Here is a 22,358-nt window from a genome sequence, read left to right as displayed (position 1 = left end):
TGCTCGGTACTCCCGCCAAACAGGAAAGCGAAACAAGCTGGAACAAATCGGATGCCGCCATTCGTTGAAGTGTTTCACCTATCAGTCATCCGGTGAAAGACTTCATCTATTGCCTTGGAAAACCACTGAAGGGCATCCCAATGTTCACCATCGACACAATGTCTTCCGAAGTTATCAATAGCCTTCCTGATATACTGAAGGACGTGATTGAAAAATTTGGTTCAGACAAGGCAAGCAACCTAGTAAGTAAGCTTGGCGGCAGAACTTACTGGGTAGCCGAAGGCAGGACCCCCAAGGCGCGAGAAAGACGAAAACAGCTCGCCGAAATGATAGGAGAAGATGTTGAGGGGTTTATCAATAAACGCTATCAGGGGAAAGAAATTTACATTCCCAGAATGAAGAGGATAGAGACGCTTGCCAGACATAGACGGATCAACGTGAAAGCTGAAGAGTTGTTAGGCGAAGGAAAGCCAATAAGAGCTGTCGTTACCCAGTTGGCGAATGAGTTTGCCATGAGCGAGCGAAGCCTCTGGAATATCCTCAAGCAGCATGGTTCGGTCAGCGATGGCGCTTGACATGCGTCAAATATCGCGCAAATATGACCGTGCCTCCGTAAATCCGGGGGTCGGGATTGGCGTCCCGTTGGGAAAGGCGGACATACCGCCTAAGCGCGGTTTTTTTGTGTCCGTAGCATGGCTACGTCCTTGTATGGGCGGGCCGTGCGTGGGTGCCTTCGGGCACGCCGGACCCTTTCCCCGGTACGCCAACCCGCACGGCCCTGCCCTCCCAAATTGGCGTTTGGGTGGCGGGAAAAAAACCGCTGGAAAGGACCCGACCATGATTAAGCGTCGCATTCTTACCCTCAATCCGTCCAAGGCCCGTGCGGCATACCACCGAGCTTGTGCTTTGGCCTCTCTGCACTCCAGCTCCAGCCTTTCGGTTCGACTGGCTCGCTACAACCATCACATGCAAGCGGCCCGAGTTTTTACTCAGCAAGGCGGTTGTGATGCTGTAGCTGTTGGGGGTGATGTATGAGCCCTTACAATGTTGTAACCGTCAATAATGTGCTGCTTCGTTTAGGCGTCTCGGAGGGAAAAGTGTGGGTTCGCCAAGCTGACCTAGTGAAGGCGCTTAAATGCCCATATCGAAAAGTCCAGTGGCATGCTGAAAAGCTGAGTGCTGATCACAAAACAAAGGATGGTGGAAAGTACCTCAGTGAACTTGCTGTACTTCAAGTGTGTGGCAGCATTAAGTCCACTGGCGTGCCTGAAGTAATTAAATGGTTGGATGCTGGTGGGATGCGTCTTTCATCAACAGGAAGTCGTCCACACCCTAAAAGCTCGCCAAAGTCAGCCAAGGCAATCACTCATGACAACACTGTTGCTTATTGCCATGCTCTAGTCTGCGAGTTACTCCAACATGCCTCTATTGGAGATATAAAGAAATTCACTCATCTCATCGAGAATGAGGTCTCCGGAATCCTTTCTCGGCATCCATCTGAAGAGCTGAATTACGCCCGCTACGACCTTTTCCGCCGCTTCTACCTCCAAGGGGGTGAGAAATGAACGCATCTGTAAAACGCCTTCCCAATATTGCTCCTGCCGCAAACTTCACCGCCTTGGGTGATGACAGTCAGCATTCTCACACCGAGGATAAAGCCGTCCTGTTCATTCGTGAGGACCTGCCTGCTGATGTGCTTTTTGATGCGGCAGAACGGCGCCAGTGGGCAGTGCGTAGCATGCTTAAGGCGTTGGCATGGAACGTAATGTCCGATGGTGTGGATGGTGAGCACCTGACGGGGCTGGCGCAGGCGGCAATGCTTCTCGTGAGTGACGCCGAAAGTCTTTACCTTGCTGCTCGTCGCTCGGCGAGTAAGTAAGCGGTAGGCGCTTCCTTTAAGACACCTGGCCGACCCAAAGTCGCCCAGGTGTTTTTTTGGCTATGGTAATAGTAAAAACCTATCAATAGATAAGCCTTTATCAAACGAATGAATAAGATCGAGCTTTGGGGGCGTGTAAGTACCTCGCCAACCTCGGGCGCAAGGTATCTATACTGCTGCAACGAAATCTAACGCGGGTCTAACGGGCCTATCTTTTCTTTCCCACCCAGGGTAGCGGGTAGTCCGTCGAAAGCGTCCTGCGGCGATACAGGGCGCATCTCTGTAGTTGAAGTAGATCAACGCGCAGTCAGCCGTGGAAGCGTTTCCAATTCGTTCAACACTCCACTCAGGGCGCGACGATGGAATTCACCGATGAAGACTACAAAGAAATAATTTATCAATCTAGAAGTTCATATATCAAGGAAATGGTTGATCTGCTAGGGATGGATAGCACTCTGAAATTCGTTAGATTATTTGAAGGGCAAACCGTCACAATTCCAAGATTTACCAATCGAAATACTTCAAACAAAATAAAGAGTCTGCTTGGTGAAAAGATTGCAAGAACTCTTTCTTTTCACTTTGGCGAATGTGGAATACATGTTTTATCTTTGTCTGAGGCCACCTACAAGGCAGGTATTCAAAAAAGAAATAGGGAAATAGCCGACAAGGCCGAGATCCTTATTAGGAATGGAGTTTCTATTAGAGAGATAATTTTTGATTTTAGTCAAGAGTACAATCTTTGTGACAGGCAAATCTTAAATATTCTCAGTTCTTCGTAGAGGCCATTGTTGTCGAGAAACCTTAAGGGATCACACTTTTTTACACAGCAATCATCAATAGAAACTGAATTTATTAGAGGCTATCCATCATGGATTCAAAGTTAGCGCAAGCGCAGGCAGCAGCCAAAGAGCTAAAGCGGTTCATTGCAGAGTTAAAGGACAAGCGCATTCAAGCATTGAGCGTCAAGGAAATGCTACTGGAAGAAAAAAATCTTCTGTTAAGTCAACCACTAAATAGAGATGACTTAAAGCAGTTCATTGCCACCTATGTAGATGCGCGTGCGGAAGCGTTTCCAAAATTGGCAAAACTTGGCGACACCTTTTCCCGTATGGCCAATCCCTCGCGTGGAGCCTCAGCCTATGTGCGGGGAAAGGCTTTGAACCTGCGGGATGTCAATTCATTTCCTGGAAAGACACCGGAAGAAGTCAGAAGCTTCTTTGGCGGCAATCTTGAGTTTTTCCCTGGTCACTTGATTACGGGGTCTGACATAGCGGCTTGCTATTTCTTCGGAGACGTTATCAAGACTAAAATGTTCGAGGCTTTTGACGGTCTGTTTTCTGGCTATGCGTTACCGGCAGAACGGCAAGACGTGGGAACGTCAATTGAAGAGCGGCGAGCACGAATCTCTGATATTGACCGAGAAGTTGAAGGGCTGGAGGAGCAAGTCGCGGCAATAGATCAACAACTGTCAGGGCTTGGCGTTGTCGAGCCGGAATCGCGCAAGCCTCTGGTTGGTGTACCTTTCGTGCGAGGTAGCGCGCATGGCTAACCTACATCTTCTGGCTCCTTTGAGGCTAGATAGCCCTGCGGCCTTGGCGGGTGCGTTTCGCGTCGTCCCTTTGGGCGAGTTTCAAGCCAACGATGGCCGCCCCGGCGTAGGGCAGAGATGGCAGCTTAATGAGGTTCGAGGGCAAGCCATCGTTCAAGCGCTACTGAATCGGGGTGATGCTCTGGTGATCGATTACGAGCACAAGACGTTGCAGGCAGGTGAAGTAAACCCCGCTGCCGGCTGGATTAAGCGGATGGAAATGCGAGTAGACGGGTTATATGCCGTGGACGTTCAGTGGACTGATCAGGCTAGGCAAATGATCCGGGGCGGGCACTATCGGTATATCTCCCCAGCCCTTACTTACGATGCGGCTAGTCTTGAGGTAACTGGGCTTCATAGTGTGGCTCTGACAAATAACCCTGCCCTCAACGGTTTAACCGATCTTAGCCTTGTAGCACTTAGTGCCCTTCCGCCAGAACAGGGTGATAAGTTCGCAGGCTTGAGCCTGGAGTCCCGTGCCTATTTGGAGCGCATGATAGGCGTGCCACTTGAGCAAGCCGCCGCCGAGTTGGATATTCTGAGGTACGTCCCGCTAGCGCCTGAAGGTATTTCGGATGCTGACTGGCAGAAGCTATACCACCAGTTTGGGACGACCTTGCTTGCGTGAATCCGAGGCCTCGGCGGGTGAGTTTCCTTTGGTATTCGATGGGCTGGGCGTCTTCCGGGGCCATTTCTACCGCGTCATTGATTTTCCAAATCCGCGCCAAAACTGCCACCGCACTACAGCTACCTGCTGGCGTTCTGAATCGGCGGATAACGCCCTGGAAACGCCGACACCTCCCCGGGTGCGTAGGGCGAATAACCGCTCGCGGTTATCCGCCGCTTAACCGCGACATCGGCGGATGACGCCCATGGCGTTATTCGTATATGGACTCCTCCCGGTTTGCCAGTGTTTGTCTTGATTTCAAACCTGTGTACGACTGCATCCGTATATCCGGCTTCATGGAATGGTGTTGCAACTCCCGAGCCCTGATGAAATGCGCGCCTACATGCCTGATCGCCCTAACGGCTTTGCTTCACTGCAGCAGGGAGCCCACGTATAAACCAGGTTTCATGCAGGCCGGTTCGACCGGTTCGTCATCATTGTCATTCACTGAGCAATCGTGGTGGATGTTTCAACTACGGTGTGGCAGGAACGCTCAACCGGGCCGGTAGCATGTCTCCCGGCTGAGTAAGGCCCAAAGGATCCGGGCATTCTTGTTGGCCAGGGCAACGGCGACGACATTGGCAGGACGCCGGTGCAGCAGACCTTGCAGCCAGCGGCTGCGGGCATCGGTCTTGTTGGCGCAACAGCGCACGACTGCACGGGCGCCATGGATGAGCAAGGTCCGCAAGTAGGTATCGCCGCGCTTGCTGATGTTGCCCAAGCGCTGCTGCCCGCCCGTGGAGTGCTGCCGTGGCACCAGGCCCAGCCAGGCCGCAAACTGGCGGCCCGTGCGGAATTGCCGTGCATCACCGGCGGATGCCGCCACCGCGCTGGCTCTGATCGGGCCGATGCCTTCCACCGCCAGCAGGCGCTGGATGCGGGCATCGCCACGTACGTGAGCCTGAATCTGTCGCTCCAGTCGAGCGATGCGCGCCTCCAGCGTCTGCAATTCATCTTTCAATTCACGCAACAGCTCGCCCATCGGGGCCGGCAAGGGCGCCGGCTCGGTAGCCATGACCGTTTCGAGCAAGGCCATCGTCGCCGCTCGCCCACGTCGAGTCGCGATCAGCCCGAACTCACCCAGCAAGCCACGCACCTCATTGCACAACGCCGTGCGGGCCCGCACTAGACGACTGCGCACCCGATGCATCGACTGCACGGCCTGCTGCTCTGCGCTCTTCACCGGGACATAGCGCATGCTCGGACGACTGGCGGCTTCGCAGATCGCCTCGGCGTCGTGTGCATCGTGCTTGTCTGTAGTGGTCTACTGATCCCGGACACCGATTTAGGCGAGAATCCTCGCCGTGAGAGAGGTGTCTGATGAGCAAGCAACGACGTACGTTTTCCGCCGAGTTCAAACGAGAGGCCGCGGCCCTGGTGTTGGACCAAGGCTACAGCCATATCGACGCCTGCCGTTCGCTGGGGGTGGTGGATTCGGCCTTGCGCCGTTGGGTGAAGCAGCTCGAGGCGGAGCGCCAGGGTGTGACCCCGAAGAGCAAGGCGTTGACGCCTGAGCAGCAAAAGATCCAGGAGCTGGAAGCCCGGATCAACCGGTTGGAGCGGGAGAAAGCGATATTAAAAAAGGCTACCGCTCTCTTGATGTCGGACGAACTCGATCGTACGCGCTGATAGACCAGTTGAGTGAGCAGGAGTCGGTGGAAGTGGTCTGTTCAGCTTTCGATGTGGCGCGGTCTTGCTACTACGTCCACCGTCTTCGACGGCGGCGTGTCGATGCTCGCCGCGTGGCGCTACGCAGCCAAGTCAACCAGTTGTTCAGCCAGAGTCGGGGCTCGGCCGGCAGCCGCAGCATTCTGGGCATGCTGCGCGAAGAGGGCGTGACCATCGGCCGTTTCCGAGTGCGTCGGTTGATGCGTGAGCTGGGCCTGGTCAGCAAGCAACCGGGCTCGCACGCCTACAAACAGGCCACGGTTGAGCGGCCGGATATCCCGAATCGGCTGAACCGCAAATTCGCGACCGAGCATCCCAATCAGGTGTGGTGTGGCGACATCACCTACGTCTGGGCGCAAGGCCGTTGGCACTACCTGGCCGCGGTGCTGGATCTGCATACCCGGCGGGTGATCGGCTGGGCGTTCTCGGCCAAGCCGGATGCCGAACTGGTGATCAAGGCCCTGGACATGGCCTACGAACAGCGCGGCAAGCCACAGCAGGTGCTGTTCCATTCAGACCAGGGCAGCCAGTACGCCAGCCGCCTGTTTCGGCAACGGCTCTGGCGCTATCGGATGCAGCAGAGCATGAGTCGCCGAGGGAATTGCTGGGATAACTCGCCGATGGAGCGCCTGTTCCGCAGTCTGAAGTCGGAGTGGGTCCCGTCAACGGGTTACCTGACGGCGCAGGAGGCCCAACGGGACATCAGTCATTACTTGATGCACCGCTACAACTGGATCAGGCCGCATCAATTCAACGACGGGTTACCACCTGCGGTGGCCGAAGAAAAACTCAACCCACTGTCCGGGATGGGTTGACCACTACAGTCACCCTTGACGTAGGGTTTTACGAACTGCGGTGCGATCAGGCGTACCGTGTGGCCCAGCTCCCGCAACTCGCGCGCCCAGTAGTGCGCACTGCCGCAGGCCTCCATCGCCACCAGGCACGGCGGCAGTTGGCGAAAGAAATCCCGCACCTGTGCCCGCTTGAGTTGGCGACGACATACCACATGCTCGTGACGATCAACGCCGTGCACCTGGAATACTTGTTTTGCCAGATCCAGACCAATGCGACTAAGGTTCATGCTGACTCCCCCTCCGGGACTTGTGGCTGCACCATTAGTCTGGCGCTTGACGCCGTAGGAGGGAGGAGTCCATTTCATTGCCCTACGCACCCCGGAAACGCCGGACAGCACCCCAACTCCGTAGGGCGAATAACCGCTCGCGGTTATCCGCCGCTTATCCGCGACATCGGCGGATAACGCCCATGGTGTTATTTGCCCTACGCACCCCGGAAACGCCGGACAGCGTCCCAACTCCGTAGGGCGAATAACCGCTCGCGGTTATCCGCCGCTTATCCGGGGTATCGGCGGATACCGCCTGTGGCGGTATTCGCCCTACAGGCCCTGGAAACGCCGGACAGCTCCCCCGGACATTTCCGCAGGCTCTCTCAGAAGCCCGGGAATTGGATAAAAACCCAGTAGGAGGATGATGGAGGGGCCGGCAAATCCGTCCCGCAGGGACAGGACCGAACGGCACTGCCCTCTATTTTCTGAGGGCAAAAAAGACGCGGGCCGCAGGTGCGGGAACACCTACGACCCGCTAACCACAAACCAGCTTATAAAGGAGCTGACCCATGGCTAAGCCGAATGATACGTCCAACCCCGAGGTAACAGAATCGTCCCCCCGCTTCGTCCCGCTGCTCCCCACCTCCCAGGCCGACATGTGTCCGCGTAGCGCCACCCTGTACGTAGACACCCATGCACTCCCCACGCACTTGTTCGACAACGCGAAAGTGCGCTTGAGGTCGGCGATCAACATCCTGGCCATGACCCGTTTGCTCGATGAGAAAGAAGAGCCCGGCGGCACCCTGGCCTACATCAACGGTGCGTTGCTGTCGCTGCTCAGCGATGCCTTGTCCGAAATCGAGGCGGGCCACCCGAGCCTGTAGCGCCGCTCCCTGGCGCGACGCCCCCGGCCTGGTCGGGGGCTTTGCGGCATCGCCATCACAAGACCTTTCGCGCCCGAACGGCACGCTTGATCGCCGTCCCGGTCCTCGCGAAACGGCCGCCAATTGCCCGAAGCTTCCGACCCTTTTTTCGGACGATTTCTTACGCCCTTATAAATCAGCAAGTTACGAGACCTCGAAAAAAGAGGTTTTCTGGCAGGGAAAAACCCGCCGCTCCTGTTTTCCGCCAAATGGCTATAGGTTTTCCGGGCCAGCCCAGTGCCACGCAGATAACCAGGAAATGCTCAGGGAACGGGTTCGGCTGCGAGCAGTTCACCGCCATATAGACAGTGGACAAGAGCCTACCCTCATAGGCCTAGCTGTTCAGCGGGCTTGTGCCATCGGAGACTTCGTACAAGGCTTAGCCATTGCCGTCCTACAGGCGCTGTCAGTAGGCTTTTTTCGCCGGCGACTTCGGTTCCCGGCAGGCCACAGCCTGCTGGCCCAACACCCACGAGCGGCCTGTCTCCCTGCCGCGCCGGCAGAAGCCAGGCAGCGGACAGCTCAGAGAAGGATTTCTCCTATGCACGGCCATACCCAGCTTGCCCCGCACTACTTCTTCCGACAGCAGCGATTGCTGCGCGCGCTGCTGATCGACGACCAGGCCTGGTTCGTCCTCGACGACTTCGCCCGGCTCATCGAACACAGCCAGCCCGAACAGATGCTCGCCCGCCTGGACGACGACCAGGCGCGCCGGGAGTCGTTGCGTTCCGAACGTGGCGAAGACCAGGCGCAGTGGCTGATCAGCGAGTCCGGCGCGTATGCCGCGCTGATCTACCAGCAGCGCGGCGATGGCAGCGAATTGCGCCGCTGGCTCAGCGGCGAGGTGGTGCCGGAGTTGCGCAGCGCCACCGACGACAGCGGCATGCCGCGCTACGTCAAGTTGCGCTGGGAGCGCCAGGTGGTGCACATGCTCGACTGGCAGGGCAAGCTCTGGGTGAATTTCAGCGAGATGCCCGACCTCCTCGAACGCCAGGGCGAACCCATGGTGCAACTGGGTTGGCGACGCTGGTTGCGCAAGTTGCGCCCGCTCTAGGCGCCGCTCTGGCGTCGTGTTGGGCGGGGCCTGTCAGTTCTGCCAGCTTAAGCGGTGCGGCGCCATCCATTAACAATAGAGCAACGACTCGGGCCTAGCCTCTCCTTTCCCACGGACAGCACGAAACCGCTGGCATGAAGATAACGCGAAACCTTCTGGACGATCTCTACACGGATGACCAGGGCAGCCAGGACCTGACGGGCCTCCGTCAGCCTCGCAAGATGCGTCGTGAAACCAAGGAGAAGCCGCGCAAGCGAACGCTGCGCGACTCCCGGCCGGACCGTCCCCTGTAGGAGCTACGCTCGCCTAGCGGGCGGGTTCGCCGCTCCGAACGCCCCTCTCCCTCAAGGTCAGAGGGCTGGTTTGCCTAGAGCGGATTTGTAGAAAGGCCCGCCAAGGACGCCCGGGCGTCTTCGGCGGGCCTTTTTCATGCCTTTCCGCCACGCGCCCCGCACAGGTATCCGTCCTGTGGCGGGGCGCGTGCCTCAGAGCATTTCCAGCTTCGACATCAGGTCGTTCAGGCGCTCGGCCTTCTGCTCGCTGATCTCACTCGGGGCCAGGGACTCGATGTAGCTGGCCAGCTCTTCCACCGTGGTGCATTCGAACATCGCCCGTAGCGGCACGTTGCGTTGCAGGGCCTTCTGCACCCGCGAGGCGATCTGGGTGGCCAGCAGCGAATGCCCGCCGAGTTCGAAGAAGTTGTCGAACACCCCGACCCGCTCGACCTTCAGCACCTCGGCCCAGATCCGTGCCAGGGTTTCCTCCAGTTCGTTGCGCGGGGCCTGGTAGGCCTGGTTCTGCATCTGGCCGATGTCCAACGCCGGCAGCGCCTTGCGGTCGAGCTTGCCGTTGGCGTTGAGCGGCATCCGGTCCAGCACCAGCCAGTGCAGCGGCACCATGTAGTCCGGCAGGTCGGCGCGCAGTTGCTGCTTGATCCGCTCGAACCAGGCGCCCTGCTCCACCATCAGTCCGGCCGGCGAGTCGGCGCTGGAACGCTGTGTCTCGCCGGGAACCAGGTAGCCCACCAGGTACTTGCCGTTCGCCCCTTCCTGCACCGCCACCGCCGCCTCGCGGACGTCGGCGCGTTCGTGCAGGCGCGCCTCGATCTCGCCCAGCTCGATGCGGAAGCCGCGGATCTTCACCTGGTGGTCGATCCGCCCGACATATTCCAGCAGTCCGTCGGCGCGCCGCCGCGCCAGGTCGCCGGTACGGTACAGACGCTCGCCCGGCGCGCCGAACGGATGCGGGACGAAGGCCTGGGCGGTGCGCAGCGGATCGCCGACGTAGCCACGACCGACGCCGGTGCCGGCCACGCACAGCTCGCCCACCGCGCCCAGCGGCACCAGTTCGAAGGCGTCGTCGGCGCCGGCGCCGAGCAGGTACAGGCGGTTGTTGTCGGTGGGACTGCCGATCGGCAGGTAGGTGCTCTCGGTGGAGGCCAGGTCGACGCGGAAGAACGCCACGTCGTCGGAGCATTCCGCCGGCCCGTAGGCATTCACCAGGCCGATCCGCGGGTAGCGCTTGAGCCACTGGCGCGCCAGTTCCGGCGGCATCGCCTCGCCGGTGGGCAGCATCCAGCGCAGGCCGTCGAGGGCCTGGCGCTCTTCGGCGAGCATGCCCTGGATCAGCGACGGCACGCTTTCCAGCACCGTGATGCCCTGTTCGCCGACGTGCGCCAGCAGGCCCTGCGGATCGTGGGCGATGGCGTTCGGCACGATCGCCACGCGGGCGCCGAACAACGGCGCGGCGAGGAATTGCCAGACCGAGATGTCGAAGCTCTGCGAGGCGGTCTGGGCGATCACGTCGTTCTCGTCCAGTTCCAGGTACGGGACCTTGCTCAACTGGTTGTTGAGCATGCCCGCCTGCTCCACCATCACGCCCTTCGGCAGTCCGGTGGAGCCGGAGGTGTAGATCACGTAGGCGAGGTTCTGCGGCCCGCTGTAGACCTGCGGATCATGCTCGGCGCCCTCGCCCTGCTGGATCTCGTCCCACACCAGCAGGCGCGGCCGGTCGACGCAGCCGAGTTCGTCGAACAGCGCCAGCGCCTGCTCGCGGCAGGCCTGGGTGCAGACCAGTACCGGTGTGCGGCTCAGCTCGACGATCCGGGTCAGGCGCTGGGTCGGATGGCCGGGGTCGAGCGGCAGGTAGCCGGCACCGGCCTTGAAGCTGCCGACGATCATGCCGAGCAGGTCGAGGCCGCGCTCGGCCAGCAGTGCCACCGGCTGGTCGATGCCGACGCCGGCGGCGCGCAGGGCGTGGCCGAGACGGTTGGCCCGGCGGTTCAGCTCGGCGTAGCTCCAGCGCTGCTCCAGGCAACTGGCGGCGATGCGCTGCGGATGGGCCGCCACCTGCGCCTCGAACAGCCGCACGTAACCTTGCTCCAGCGGGTAGTCGCGGGCGCTGCGGTTGCAGCCGTCGAGGAGGAAGTCACGCTCGTCCTCGCCGAGCAGCGGCAAGGCCTCCAGTTCGCCATGGAAACCGTCGGCCAGGGCCAGCAGCAGGCGCTTGAACTCGCCGAGCAGGCGCTCGACGGTCGGCGCCTCGAAGTAGCGCTGGTCGTAGGACAGGTGCAGGCCGAGGTCATCGCCCGGATAGCAGACCACGGTCAACGGGAAGTTGGTGTGGGTACGCCCGGAGTCGGAACTGGCGTTCAGGCTCTGCGCGCGGTCCAGCACCGAGACTTCCACCGGGGCGTTCTCGAACACGAACAGGCTGTCGAACAGCGGCTGGCCCTTGGGCAGCTCGCTGCTTTCCTGGATGGCTACCAGGGGCAGGTGCTCGTGCTCGCGCAACTCCAGGTTGCGCTCGAACAGCCGGTTCAGCCATTCGCGCACCGTGCAGCGCTGGCCGGCGGCCGGCATCTGCACGCGCAATGGGATGCTGTTGATGAACAGGCCGACGGTGCGCTGCATTTCCGGCATGCCCACCGGACGCCCGGCCACGGTGACGCCGAACAGCACGTCGCGCTCGCCGCTGAAGCGGCGCAGGGTCAGCGCCCAGGCGGCCTGGGCGAAGGTGTTGACGGTGAGTTGGTAGCGCTGCGCCAGTTCGCGCAGGCGCGCGCCGTCGGCGGCGTCCAGACGCGTGTAGCGGTCACCGACGATCATCCCGCCGCTCTCGCCGGCGTGCTCGCGGAGGAACGGGCGGTCGCTGGGTACCAGGGTCGGCCGCTCGAAGCCGCGCAGGCTCTCGCTCCACCAGCGACGCGATTGCTCCAGGTCCTGGCGTTGCAGCCAGGCGATGTAGTCGCGGTAGCGCGGCGGCGTCGGCAGGTTCGCCGGGCGGCCTTCGCCGAGGGCGCCGTAGATCTCGAAGAAGTCGTTCATCAGCAGGCCACGGCACCAGGCATCGATGAGGATGTGGTGGTTGCTCATCATGAACCAGTAGCGCGCCTCGCCCAGGCGGATCAGGCGCAGGTGGAACGGCGGCTGTTCGAGCAGGTCGAAGCCGGCCTCGCGCTCGCGCTTGTGCAGCGCTTGCAGGCGCTCCTCGTGGCCGTCCTCCGGCAGCTCGCTCCAGTCGAGGAACTCGATGCGGGTGCGACCGGGCTTGTGGATCACCTGCAACATCGTTTCGCCGGCATTCCAGACGAACGACGCGCGCAGCGCCTCGTGGCGGGCCACCACCGCCTGCCAGGCGGCGGCGAAGCGCTCGGGATCGAGCGGGCTGTCGATCCGGTAGCGGTCCTGCATGTAGTAGATGCCGGTGCCCGGTTCCAGCAGGGTGTGCAACAGCAACCCTTCCTGCATCGGGGTCAGCGGATAGACGTCCTCGATCTCGCCGGCCGGCACCGCCAGGGCGTCCAGTTGCGCCTGGCTCAGTTGCGCCAGCGGGAAGTCGGACGGGGTCAGGCCGCCGGCGCCGTCTTCCAGGCAATGCTCGATCAGCGCCTGCAGTTCGGCGAGATAGGCCTGCGCCAGCTCGTTCACCGTCCGCGCGTCGTAGCGCTCGCGGCTGTAGGTCCAGCGCAGCACCAGCTCGCCGCCGTAGACCTGGCCATCGACGCTCAGCTCGTTGGGTAACGGCGCCTGCTCGTCGTGGATCGGCCCGGTGGGCTGGTCCAGCGGCTGGAACAGGGCGTCGGCGAAGCTCTGGTCGAACTGTCCGAGGTAGTTGAAGGTTATCGGCGCCGTGGGCAGCGCGGCCATCGCCTGGCGCACCGCCGGATCGGCGAGGTAGCGCAGCACGCCGTAGCCGAGGCCTTTGTGCGGCACCGTGCGGAGCTGTTCCTTGATCGCCTTGATCGACTCGCCCGGGCTCTGCGCCGGGGTCAGGCGCAACGGGTAGGCGCTGGTGAACCAGCCGACGCTGCGGGTCAGGTCGATATCGTCGAACAGCGCCTCGCGGCCATGCCCTTCCAACTGCACCAGCGTCGACGGCTGCCCGCTCCAGCGGCAGAGCACGCGAGCGAGGGCGGTCAGCAGCAGGTCGTTGACCTGGGTGCGGTAGGCCGCCGGCGCCTGTTGCAGCAATTGCCGGGTACGTTGCGGGTCGAGCCGCAGGCTGACACTTTCCGCCAGCGCCTCGCGGTTGTCGCCCTGCGGGCGGTCGCATGGCCACTCGGCCGACTGCCCGCCCAGCCGGGCTTGCCACCAGCCCAGCTCTTCGCGCAGCGATTCGCTGCCGGCGTAGGCCTGCAGGCGTCCGGCCCAGTCGCGGAAGGCGCTGGTCTTGGCCGGCAACGCCGGTTCGGCGCCCTCGTCGAGCTGACGGTAGACCTGTTGCAGATCCTCCAGCAGCACCCGCCAGGACACCCCGTCCACCGCCAGGTGGTGGATCGCCAGCAGCAGGCGTTGCTCGCCGGCCGGGCCGTCCACCAGCACCGCGCGCAGCAGCGGCCCCTGTTCGAGGTCGAGGCTGCGCTGGGCCTTGGCGAACAGCTCGGCGCATTCGTCGAAGGATTGCACCGGAACGTGCCAGAGCAGTTCCTGTTCGTGCAGCGGACGATGCTGCGCCAGCCACTCGCCGTCGACCTGGCGGAACGCCAGGCGCAGGGCATCATGCTGTTCGACCAGGCGTTGCAGGGACTTGCGCAGCAGACCGAGGTCAATGGCCTGCCGCGGCTGCAACAGCAGCGACTGGTTCCAGTGTTCGCGGCGCGCCAGCGGCAGGTCGAAGAACCAGTGCTGGATCGGCGTCAGCGCGCTGTCGCCCTGCACCGGCCCCTGCTCGGCCTGGCTGGCCTGGCTGTGCCGGGCCACCGCGGCGAGGCTCTGCACGGTCTGGTGCTGGAACAGGTCGCGGGGGCTGAAGTGGATGCCGAGCTGGCGGGCGCGGCTGACCACCTGGATCGACAGGATCGAATCGCCGCCCAGTTCGAAGAAGTTGTCGCCGAGACCTACCCGCTCGACGTTCAGCACCTCGCGCCAGACCCCGGCCAGTTGCTGCTCCAGCACGCTGCGCGGGGCCTCGTAGGCCTGCCGGTTGAGCGCCGGGTCGGGCGCCGGCAGCGCGCGGCGGTCGAGCTTGCCGTTGGCGGTCAGCGGCAGGCTGGCGAGCAACAGCAGGTGGGCCGGCACCATGTAGTCCGGCAATTGCTGCTTGAGATGCGTTTTCAGCGCCTCGCGCAGCGCCGCCTGGGCGTCCTCGTCCTGCTCGGCCACCGCGCTGGCGACATAACCGGCCAACTGCTTGCCGCTCGGGCTGTCGAGCGCCAGGACCAGCGCTTCGCGAACCTGCGGATGCTCCAGCAGGCGCGCCTCGATCTCGCCCAGTTCGATGCGGAAGCCACGGATCTTCACCTGGTGGTCGATGCGGCCGACATATTCCACCTGGCCGTTGTCGCACAGGCGCACCAGGTCGCCGGTGCGGTACAGGCGGCCGCCCTCGGCAGCGAAGGGATCGGGCACGAAGCGCTCGGCGCTGAGCGCCGGACGCTCATGGTAGCCGCGCGCCAGGCCGGCGCCGCCGACGTAGAGTTCGCCGGTCGCGCCCTGCGGCACCAGGGCCAGGTCGGCATCCAGGATGTAGGCGACCCGCGCGCCGACCACGCTGCCGATCGGCACGCTGGCGGCACCCTCCTCCAGTCGTTCGGGAGCCAGGCAGGCCAGCGGCATGACCACCGTTTCGGTCGGTCCGTAGGCATTGAAGAACGACGCCGGGGCGAAGGCCTGGCGAATCCGTTGCAGGTGCTCGCCGGTCAGCGCTTCGCCGCCGGTGATGCACATGCGCACCGGCAACTGCCGGCCCTGGCTCTCCAGCCACTGGGCGAGCTGGCTGCCGTAGCTCGGGGTGAAGCCGAGGATGCTCACGCCCTCCGCGCGGATCAGCTCGCAGATTTCCTCCGCGCCCCACTGGCCCTGGGCCCGCAGCACCACGCGGGCGCCGCACAGCAACGGGGCCAGCAGGCGCTCGCTGGCGGCGTCGAAGTTGATCGAATAGAAGTGCAGTTCACAATCCTCGGCGCGCATGCCGAAGCGCTCGATCACCGCGGCGCAGTGCATGGCGATCTCGCCGTGGGAGACCGCCACGCCCTTCGGCTTGCCGGTGGAGCCGGAGGTATAGATCAGGTAGGCCTGGTGCTGCGGCCCGCTCAGTGCTGCCAGCGGCGCGGGGTCCTCGGCGTCCAGCGCCGGGCCGTCCTCCTCGAGGCACCAGCGCGCCACGCCCGCCGGCAGCTCGCCGAGGGCCTCGAACAGCGCCGCGTGGCTGAGCAGCAGGCGTACGCCGCTGTCCTCGATCATGTATTGCAGGCGCTCCAGCGGATATTCCGGGTCCAGCGGCACATAGGCGCCGCCGGCCTTGAGGATCGCCAGCAGGCCGACGACCATCTCCAGCGAACGCTCCAGGGCCAGGCCGACCCGCACTTCCGGGCCGACGCCGTGACTGCGCAGGACGCGCGCCAGACGGTTGGAGCGGGCATCGAGTTCGGCATAGCTCAGGGTCTGTCCGGCGAAGGTCAGCGCCGGGGCCTGGGGGCTAGCCGCCACGCGGGCGGCGAACAGGCCATGGAGGGTGTCCTGGAGCCCTGCCTCGCCGGCCGTGCCGGCGAGCAGCAGTTGCTTCCGCTCCTCGGCGGCGAACAGCGGCAATTCGGCAATGCGCCGCTGCGGGTCGCCCAGCAGCGCCTCCAGCAGGTTCTGCCAGTGTCCGGCCATCCGCGCGATGCGCGGTTCGTCGAACAGGTCGCGGCTGTAGGTCAGGCAGCAGCCGAGGCGCTGGTCGAGGTCGGTGACCTCCAGGTTGAGGTCGAACTTGGTCGCCCGCGCATCGTTGGCGATGTACTCGACGGTCATCCCGGCCAGTTGCCGGGTCTGCTGGAACTCCCAGCGCTGGACGTTGCACATCACCTGGAACAACGGGTTGTAGGCGGCGCTGCGCGGCGGCTGCAGGGCTTCCACCAGGTGGTCGAACGGCAGGTCCTGGTGCGACTGGCCATCGATCACGGTCTGCCGCACCTGCTCAAGCAGCTCGCCGACGCTCATCTGTCCGTCGAGCCGGCAGCGCAGCACCTGGGTATTGAGGAAGGCGCCGATCAGCCCTTCGCTCTCCGGGCGGATGCGGTTCGCCACCGGCGCGCCGATACGCAGGTCCTGCTGGCCGCTGTAGCGGTAGAGCAAGGCCGCAAGGGTGGCGGTCATGGTCATGAACATGGTCAGCCCGCGGGCGGCGTTGAAGCGACGCACGCGCTCGGCCAGCTCGGGGCTCAGGTCGAAGCGGTAGAGGTCGCCCTGGTGGCTCTGCACCGGCGGGCGTGGCCGGTCGCCCGGCAGTTCGAGCAGCGGATGCTCGTTGCCCAGCTGGGCCTTCCAGTAGTCGAGCTGGCGCTGGCGCTCGCCGCTCTCCAGCCACTCGCGCTGCCACACGCTGTAGTCCAGGTACTGGACCGGCAACGGCTCCAGCGGCGATTCGCGGTCGTCGAGGAAGGCCTCGTAGAGCGCGCCCAGTTCGCGGGCGAAGATGTCCATCGCCCAGCCTTCGGTGACGATGTGGTGCAGGGTCACCACCAGGTAGTGCTCGCGCTCGGCCATCTTCACCATGCAGACCCGCAGCAACGGCCCGCTCTCAAGGTCGAAGGGCCGGTGCGCCTCACTGTCGGCGAGGGTCTGCAGGTGCTGCTGGCGGCTGTCGCGGTCGAGCGCGGAGAAGTCCTGCCAGTCCATGTGCAGGCCGCCATCGCCGTGCACGCGCTGTACCGGCACGCCGTCGACGCTGGGGAACGTGGTGCGCAGGGTCTCGTGGCGCAGCACCAGGGCCTGTAGCGCGGCCTCGAAGCGCGCCACGTCCAGCGGCCCGCTCAGGCGCGCCAGGCCGCCGACGTTATAGGCCGGGCTGTCCGGCTCCAGTTGCCAGAGGAACCACATGCGCTGCTGCGAGTAGGACAGCGGCACCGGCTGCTCGCGGTCGATGCGGCGGATCGCGCCGTGGCTGTCGGTGCGTCCGGCGGCCTGGGCTGCGCGGACCTGTTCGCAGAAGGCCTCCAGTTCGCTGGCCTCGAACAGCGCGCGCAACGGCAGTTCGACGTCGCAGGCCTGGCGGGTGCGCGAGACGATGCGGGTGGCCAGCAGGGAATGCCCGCCGAGTTCGAAGAAATCGTCGCGCAGGCCGACCTGCGGCAGGCCGAGCACTTCGCTCCAGATCGCGGCGATGCGCCGTTGCAGCTCGGTCCGCGGCTCGACGTGCTCGCGCTGCTGCCAGACCGGCTCCGGCAGCGCCCGCGTATCCAGCTTGCCGCTCGGGCCGAGGGGCATCTGCGCCAGGCGCATCAACTGCGCCGGAACCATGTATTCCGGCAGTTCGGCCTGTAGCGCGGCGCGCAGACGCTGGTTCTGCTCGGCTTCCGCCTCGGCGCCGACAGCGCCGGTGTAGTAGCCGACCAACTGGCTGCCGGCCACGCCTTCGCGGATCACCACTACCGCCTGGGCCACCCCCGGCTGCGCCAGCAGGCGTGCCTGGATTTCCTCCGGCTCGATGCGGAAGCCACGCAGCTTGACCTGCTGGTCGAGGCGGCCGAGGTATTCCAGCACGCCGTCGGCGTTCCAGCGCGCGCGGTCGCCGGTGCGGTACAGGCGCTCGCCGGCGGCCGAGAACGGATCGGCGACGAAGCGCTCGGCGCTCAGCGCCGGGCGCCCCAGGTAGCCACGGGCCAGGCCCAGGCCGCCGATGCACAACTCGCCGGCGACGCCGGCCGGCAGCAGGTTGAACTCGGCGTCCAGCACGCGGCAGACCACGTTGCCCAGCGGCCGGCCGATCGGCGAACGCTCGCCGTCTTCCGCGCGGCACTGCCAATGGGTGACGTTGATGGCGGTCTCGGTCGGCCCGTAGCGGTTATGCAGGGCCACCGCCGGCAGGCGTTGCAACACGCGGTTGCGCAGCTCCGCCGGAAGCACCTCGCCGCCGGAGAACAGGCGGCGCAGGCTGCCGCAGGCGGCGACGCCGGGTTCGTCGATGAACAGTTGCAGCAGCGGCGGCACGAAGTGCAGCGTGGTCACCCCGAACTGCCGCACCAGTTCCACCAGGCGCGCCGGATCGCGGTGCTCGCCGGGGGCGGCGAGGACCAGCCGGCAACCGGTGACCAGCGGCCAGAAGCACTCCCACACCGACACGTCGAAGCTCACCGGCGCCTTCTGCATCAGCACGTCGTCGCCGTCGAGGGCGTAGGTGGCCTGCATCCACTGCAGGCGCTCGGCCAGCGCCGCGTGGGTGTTGCCCACGCCCTTCGGCTGGCCGGTGGAGCCGGAGGTGTAGATGACGTAGGCGAGATTGTCGCCGTGCAGGTGCAGGCCCGGTGCCTGGCTCGGCCAGTTGTCGAGCTTGAGGCTGTCCAGGCAGATCGGCGTGACGCCCTCCGCGCCAGGCAGGCGTTCGAACAGATGGGCCTGGGTCAGTAGCAACTCGACGCCGCTGTCGGCGAGCATGTAGGCCAGGCGTTCGCTGGGGTAGTCCGGGTCCAGCGGCACGTAGGCGCCGCCCGCCTTGACGATCGCCAGCAGACCGACCAGCAGTTGCGGCGAACGCTCGGCGCAGATCGCTACCCGCACGTCCGGGCCGACGCCCTTGTCGCGCAGGTAGTGGGCCAGGCGGTTGGCCTGGGCGTGCAGTTCGGCGTAGCCGAGGCTGCCGCCGTCCCACTCCAGGGCGACGCGTTCGGCGGACTGCGCCAGTTGCCACTCCAGCAGCTCCGGCAGCCAGGCGCGCGCCGGCTCGCAGGGCGCGCTGCCCCATTCGGCGAGGCGCGCCGCCTGCTCGGCGTCGACCAGGGCGATATCGCCGAGGCAGCGCTGCGGGTCTTCCGCGACCTGGCGCAGCAGCTCCAGGTATTGCGCGGCGAAACGCCGGATGCTGGCCTCGTCGAAGAGGTCCGCGGCGTAGTCGAAATTCAGGGTCAGGCGACCGCGAGCGTCCTCCTCGCTCTGCAGTTGCAGGTCGAACTTGGCTTCGCGGCTGTGCCAGGGCAGCTCGTCGGCGAGCAGGCCGGGCAGCCGGCGCAACGCCGACAGGTCGCGCTGCTGGTGGTTGAACAGCACCTGGAACAACTGGCCGCCCTGGCCGCAGGCCGCGAGCACCTGGTCGAACGGCAGGTCCTGGTTGGCCTGGGCGCCGAGGGTCGCCTCGCGAGCCTCGCCGAGCAACGCGGCGAACGGCTGGCGCGCCCGGGGCGTGCCGCGCAGGACCAGGGTGTTGATGAAGAAGCCGACCAGCCCCTGGGTCTCCAGGCGCTGGCGGTTGGCGCTGGGCACGCCGATGCGGATCTCGCCCTGCCCGCTGTGGCGATGCAGCAGCGCCTGGAACGCCGCCAGCAGCCACATGAAGACACTCGCCTCATGGTCCAGCGCGGCCTCGCGGATAGCCCGCGCCAGGGCTTCGTCGACCCGCAGGCTGTAGCGCGCGGCCGGCGACGCCTGGCGCGCCGTGCGCGGATGGTCGGTGGCCAGTTCCAGCACCGGCGCCGTGTCGCCCAGGCGTTCCCGCCAGTAGGCCAGTTGGCGGGCGCCCTCGCCCGCGTCCAGCCACTGCCGTTGCCAGGCAGCGAACTCGGCGTAGTGCAGTTCCAGCGGCGCCAGGTCGGCCGGCTGGCCGCCGCAGGCTTCGGCGTAGAGCCGCGAGAATTCGTCGAGCAGCAGGTTCAGCGACCAACCATCGGCGACGATGTGATGCAGGGTGACCCAGAGCTGGTGCTCCTGTTCGTCCAGGCGCACCAGGCTGACCCGCAGCAGCGGCCCCTTTTCCAGGTCGAACGGCTGCTGCGCCTCGGCTTCGCGGCGCTGCGCGGCAGCCGCGGCGCGTTCGTGCTCGGCCAGCGCAGCGAGGTCGACGAACTGCCAGGCGAACTCGCCCCGCTCGTCGATACGCTGCAAGGCCGCGCCGTCGCGCTCGAGGAAACGCGTGCGCAGCGCTTCGTGGCGTTCGACCAGGCGCTGGAAGCTGGCGCGCAGCGCCGCTTCGTCCAGCTCGCCGCGCAGGCGCAGGCCGCCGGGGATGTTGTAGGCGGCGCTCTGCGGATCGATCTGCCAGGTCAGCCAGAGACGCTGCTGCGCCGCCGACTGCGGCAGGTCGACACCGCGCGGCAGGTGCGCCATCGGTGCCTCGGCCGGCAGGCCGGCGGCCAGTTGGCGGGCCACCGTGGCGCTGAAGGCCTGCAGGGTCGGCGCCTCGAACAGTTGGCGCAGGTCGAGGGCGACGCCGAGACTGTCGCGCACCTGGGCGACCACCTGGGCGGCACCGATGGAATTGCCGCCAAGCAGGAAGAAGTGATCGCGCGGCGCTACCTGCGCCACGCCCAGCCGGGCCTTCCAGATCTCGCCGATGCGTGCCAGCAGTTCGTCGTCGCCTGCCGGCGGCTGCGCCTCCTGCAAGGCCTGGAGGCCGGGAAACAGCGCATAGCTGTCCAGGCTGCCGTCTTCCAGGCGCAGGCGGCAGGCGGAACGTTGCAGCTTGCCGCTGGACGTCTTCGGCAAGGCGCCGGGATTGAGCAGCGCCACCACCTTCGGCGCTTCCTGGTAGGCCTCGGCCACCGCCTGGCGGATCGAGTCGATCAGCTCCTGGGCCGGCACCGATTTCTGGACGCCGCGACCGATCTCGGCGGCAATGCCGATGCCTTCCTCGCCATCGACCGTGACCGCGAAGGCCGCGACCCTGCCCTTGCGCGCCGACGGCACCTCGCTCTCGACGGTGCGTTCGATGTCCTGCGGATAGAGGTTGTGGCCGCGGACGATGAGCATGTCCTTCAGGCGCCCGGTGACGAACAGTTCGCCGTCGCGGAGGAAACCGAGGTCGCCGGTGCGCAGCCAGGTACGCCCGTCACGCTCGACGAAGGTCTTCGCCGAGGCTTCCGGGTTGCGCCAGTAGCCGTGGGCGATGCTCGGCCCGGCGGCCCAGATCTCGCCGACGTTGTCGTCGCCGAGGACCTCGCCGCTCGCCGCGTCGACGATCAGCACGGCGTGTTCCGGCTGGCTGCGGCCGCAGCACATCAGCACGCTGCCTGCGCCTTCGGCGATGCGGTTGCGCGCCAGCGCCTCGCCATCCACCGCCAGGGCGGGAATGCCCTGGCCGCGCTGGCCGCCGGTGACGAACAGGGTCGCCTCGGCGAGGCCGTAGCAGGCGAAGAAACTGGACGCATCGAAGCGGCTGGCGGCGAATTTCTCGGCGAAGCGTTCCAGGCTGTCCTGGCGGATCGGCTCGGAACCGGAGAAGGCTACCCGCCAGCCGCTCAGGTCGAGACGCTGCAGGGCCGACTCGGCGACCCGCTCGCTGCACAGCCGGTAGGCGAAATCGGGACCGCCGCTGACGGTGCCGCCGTACTGGCTGATGGCTTCCAGCCAGCGCACCGGACGTTCGAGGAAGTAGCGCGGCGACATCAGCACGCAGGGTACGCCGCTGAAGATCGGTTGCAGCAGGCCGCCGATCAGGCCCATGTCGTGGTACAGCGGCAGCCAGCTGACGATCACGTCGTCGGCACCGATGCCGAAGCCTCGGCGGATCAGCACCTCGTTGGCGACCAGGTTGCCATGGCTGACCTGCACGCCCTTGGGCAATGCGGTTGAACCGGAGGTGTACTGGAGGAAGGCGATGTGCTCGGGACGCACTTGCGGCTCGTCCCAGGCCTCGGCAACGGCCGGGTCCAACTGGTCGACGCAGAGCAGTTGCGGGGCGTTGGCGGCGGACAGTTGCGCGTTCATCTGCAGCAATGGCTCGCGCAGGTCAGCGGTGGTCAGGACCAGGCGCGGCTCGGCGTCGGCGATGATCGACAACAGGCGTTCCTGGTGATGGCGGCGCGCCGACTCCGGCGGATAGGCCGGCACCGCGATGACCCCGGCATACAGGCAACCGAAGAACGCCGCGACGTAGTCGGGGCCGCTGGGAAACAGCAGCACCGCGCGATCGCCCAGCTGCGCATGGGCCTGCAGGGCCGCGGCGATGCTCCGCGCGCGCAGGTCGAGATCGCGATAGCTGAGGACCACGCCTTCGCCATCGTCCTCGGCGAGGAAGCGCAGCGCCAGGCGCTCGGGCTCCTGGACGGCGCGGCGACGCAGGGCCTGGACCAGGGTGGTGGGAAGTTCGAAGGCGTCCATCATGT

The 22,358-nt window shown here is 64.7% G+C and carries 10 protein-coding genes and 2 pseudogenes; 9 read left to right on the top strand and 3 right to left on the bottom strand.

Going from position 1 to position 22,358, the window contains the following annotated elements:
- Positions 1-140 precede the first annotated feature (140 nt).
- From ACM0M4_RS14945 to ACM0M4_RS14920, 6 genes are all read left to right on the top strand, one after another.
- On the top strand, positions 141-575 hold the full coding sequence (locus ACM0M4_RS14945) for a Mor transcription activator family protein (RefSeq protein ID WP_434324260.1): 435 nt from the start codon (positions 141-143) through the stop codon (positions 573-575).
- A 456-nt stretch (positions 576-1,031) separates the two neighbouring features.
- Positions 1,032-1,565: a hypothetical protein gene (locus ACM0M4_RS14940; RefSeq protein WP_124075411.1), complete on the top strand. Its 534-nt coding sequence runs from the start codon at positions 1,032-1,034 to the stop codon at positions 1,563-1,565.
- On the top strand, positions 1,562-1,879 hold the full coding sequence (locus ACM0M4_RS14935; protein ID WP_058133410.1) for a hypothetical protein: 318 nt from the start codon (positions 1,562-1,564) through the stop codon (positions 1,877-1,879). The genes ACM0M4_RS14940 and ACM0M4_RS14935 overlap by 4 nt, the downstream gene beginning before the upstream one ends.
- Positions 1,880-2,238: 359 nt before the next feature.
- Positions 2,239-2,658 carry a hypothetical protein gene (locus tag ACM0M4_RS14930; protein WP_124075410.1) on the top strand — a complete coding sequence of 140 codons (420 nt, stop codon included), beginning with the start codon at positions 2,239-2,241 and terminating at the stop codon, positions 2,656-2,658.
- An 89-nt stretch (positions 2,659-2,747) separates the two neighbouring features.
- Entirely contained in the window at positions 2,748-3,428 is a 681-nt protein-coding gene (locus ACM0M4_RS14925) for a hypothetical protein (RefSeq protein WP_143492775.1), read from the top strand.
- On the top strand, positions 3,421-4,095 hold the full coding sequence (locus ACM0M4_RS14920) for a phage protease (RefSeq protein WP_003098103.1): 675 nt from the start codon (positions 3,421-3,423) through the stop codon (positions 4,093-4,095). Before ACM0M4_RS14925 ends, ACM0M4_RS14920 begins: the two co-directional genes overlap by 8 nt.
- A gap of 532 nt (positions 4,096-4,627) precedes the next feature.
- On the opposite strand, the pseudogene ACM0M4_RS14915 reads toward ACM0M4_RS14920, so the two are convergent.
- A pseudogene (locus ACM0M4_RS14915) lies at positions 4,628-5,389 on the bottom strand (IS110-like element ISPa11 family transposase); the annotation flags it as partial.
- Positions 5,390-5,454: 65 nt separating this feature from the next.
- Between ACM0M4_RS14915 and ACM0M4_RS14910 the strand changes: the two are divergent.
- A protein-coding gene (locus ACM0M4_RS14910) for an IS3-like element IS222 family transposase (RefSeq protein ID WP_101476525.1) occupies positions 5,455-6,617 on the top strand; the annotation gives its coding sequence in 2 pieces (ribosomal slippage) (positions 5,455-5,710 and positions 5,710-6,617; 1,164 coding nt in all).
- An 8-nt stretch (positions 6,618-6,625) separates the two neighbouring features.
- On the opposite strand, the pseudogene ACM0M4_RS14905 reads toward ACM0M4_RS14910, so the two are convergent.
- A pseudogene (locus ACM0M4_RS14905) lies at positions 6,626-6,883 on the bottom strand (IS110 family transposase); the annotation flags it as partial.
- A 551-nt stretch (positions 6,884-7,434) separates the two neighbouring features.
- On the opposite strand from ACM0M4_RS14905, the gene ACM0M4_RS14900 reads away from it, so the two are divergent.
- Positions 7,435-7,749: a hypothetical protein gene (locus tag ACM0M4_RS14900; RefSeq protein WP_003113065.1), complete on the top strand. Its 315-nt coding sequence runs from the start codon at positions 7,435-7,437 to the stop codon at positions 7,747-7,749.
- A gap of 580 nt (positions 7,750-8,329) precedes the next feature.
- A complete protein-coding gene (locus ACM0M4_RS14895) occupies positions 8,330-8,842 on the top strand; it encodes a BRO-N domain-containing protein (RefSeq protein WP_003102990.1) in 513 nt (170 codons plus the stop codon).
- Positions 8,843-9,327: 485 nt separating this feature from the next.
- Here the strand turns inward: ACM0M4_RS14895 and pvdL are convergent, their stop codons facing one another.
- Complete coding sequence (gene pvdL, locus ACM0M4_RS14890) at positions 9,328-22,356, bottom strand: pyoverdine non-ribosomal peptide synthetase/polyketide synthase PvdL (protein WP_054375896.1); 13,029 nt, start codon at positions 22,354-22,356, stop codon at positions 9,328-9,330.
- Positions 22,357-22,358: the final 2 nt, after the last annotated feature.

It is taken from the genome of Pseudomonas sp. 18-147, assembly GCF_051048045.1.
Taxonomy (GTDB): domain Bacteria; phylum Pseudomonadota; class Gammaproteobacteria; order Pseudomonadales; family Pseudomonadaceae; genus Pseudomonas; species Pseudomonas aeruginosa.
This window is presented reverse-complemented; position numbering and strand designations above follow the sequence as displayed.

Bases quoted from the DNA above. Each gene is read 5' to 3' on its own strand.
- pvdL (WP_054375896.1), bottom strand. From the start codon at position 22,356: ATGATGGACGCCTTCGAACTTCCCACCACCCTGGTCCAGGCCCTGCGT.
- ACM0M4_RS14895 (WP_003102990.1), top strand. From the start codon at position 8,330: ATGCACGGCCATACCCAGCTTGCCCCGCACTACTTCTTCCGACAGCAG.
- ACM0M4_RS14945 (WP_434324260.1), top strand. From the start codon at position 141: ATGTTCACCATCGACACAATGTCTTCCGAAGTTATCAATAGCCTTCCT.
- ACM0M4_RS14925 (WP_143492775.1), top strand. From the start codon at position 2,748: ATGGATTCAAAGTTAGCGCAAGCGCAGGCAGCAGCCAAAGAGCTAAAG.
- ACM0M4_RS14930 (WP_124075410.1), top strand. From the start codon at position 2,239: ATGGAATTCACCGATGAAGACTACAAAGAAATAATTTATCAATCTAGA.
- ACM0M4_RS14920 (WP_003098103.1), top strand. From the start codon at position 3,421: ATGGCTAACCTACATCTTCTGGCTCCTTTGAGGCTAGATAGCCCTGCG.
- ACM0M4_RS14900 (WP_003113065.1), top strand. From the start codon at position 7,435: ATGGCTAAGCCGAATGATACGTCCAACCCCGAGGTAACAGAATCGTCC.
- ACM0M4_RS14935 (WP_058133410.1), top strand. From the start codon at position 1,562: ATGAACGCATCTGTAAAACGCCTTCCCAATATTGCTCCTGCCGCAAAC.
- ACM0M4_RS14940 (WP_124075411.1), top strand. From the start codon at position 1,032: ATGAGCCCTTACAATGTTGTAACCGTCAATAATGTGCTGCTTCGTTTA.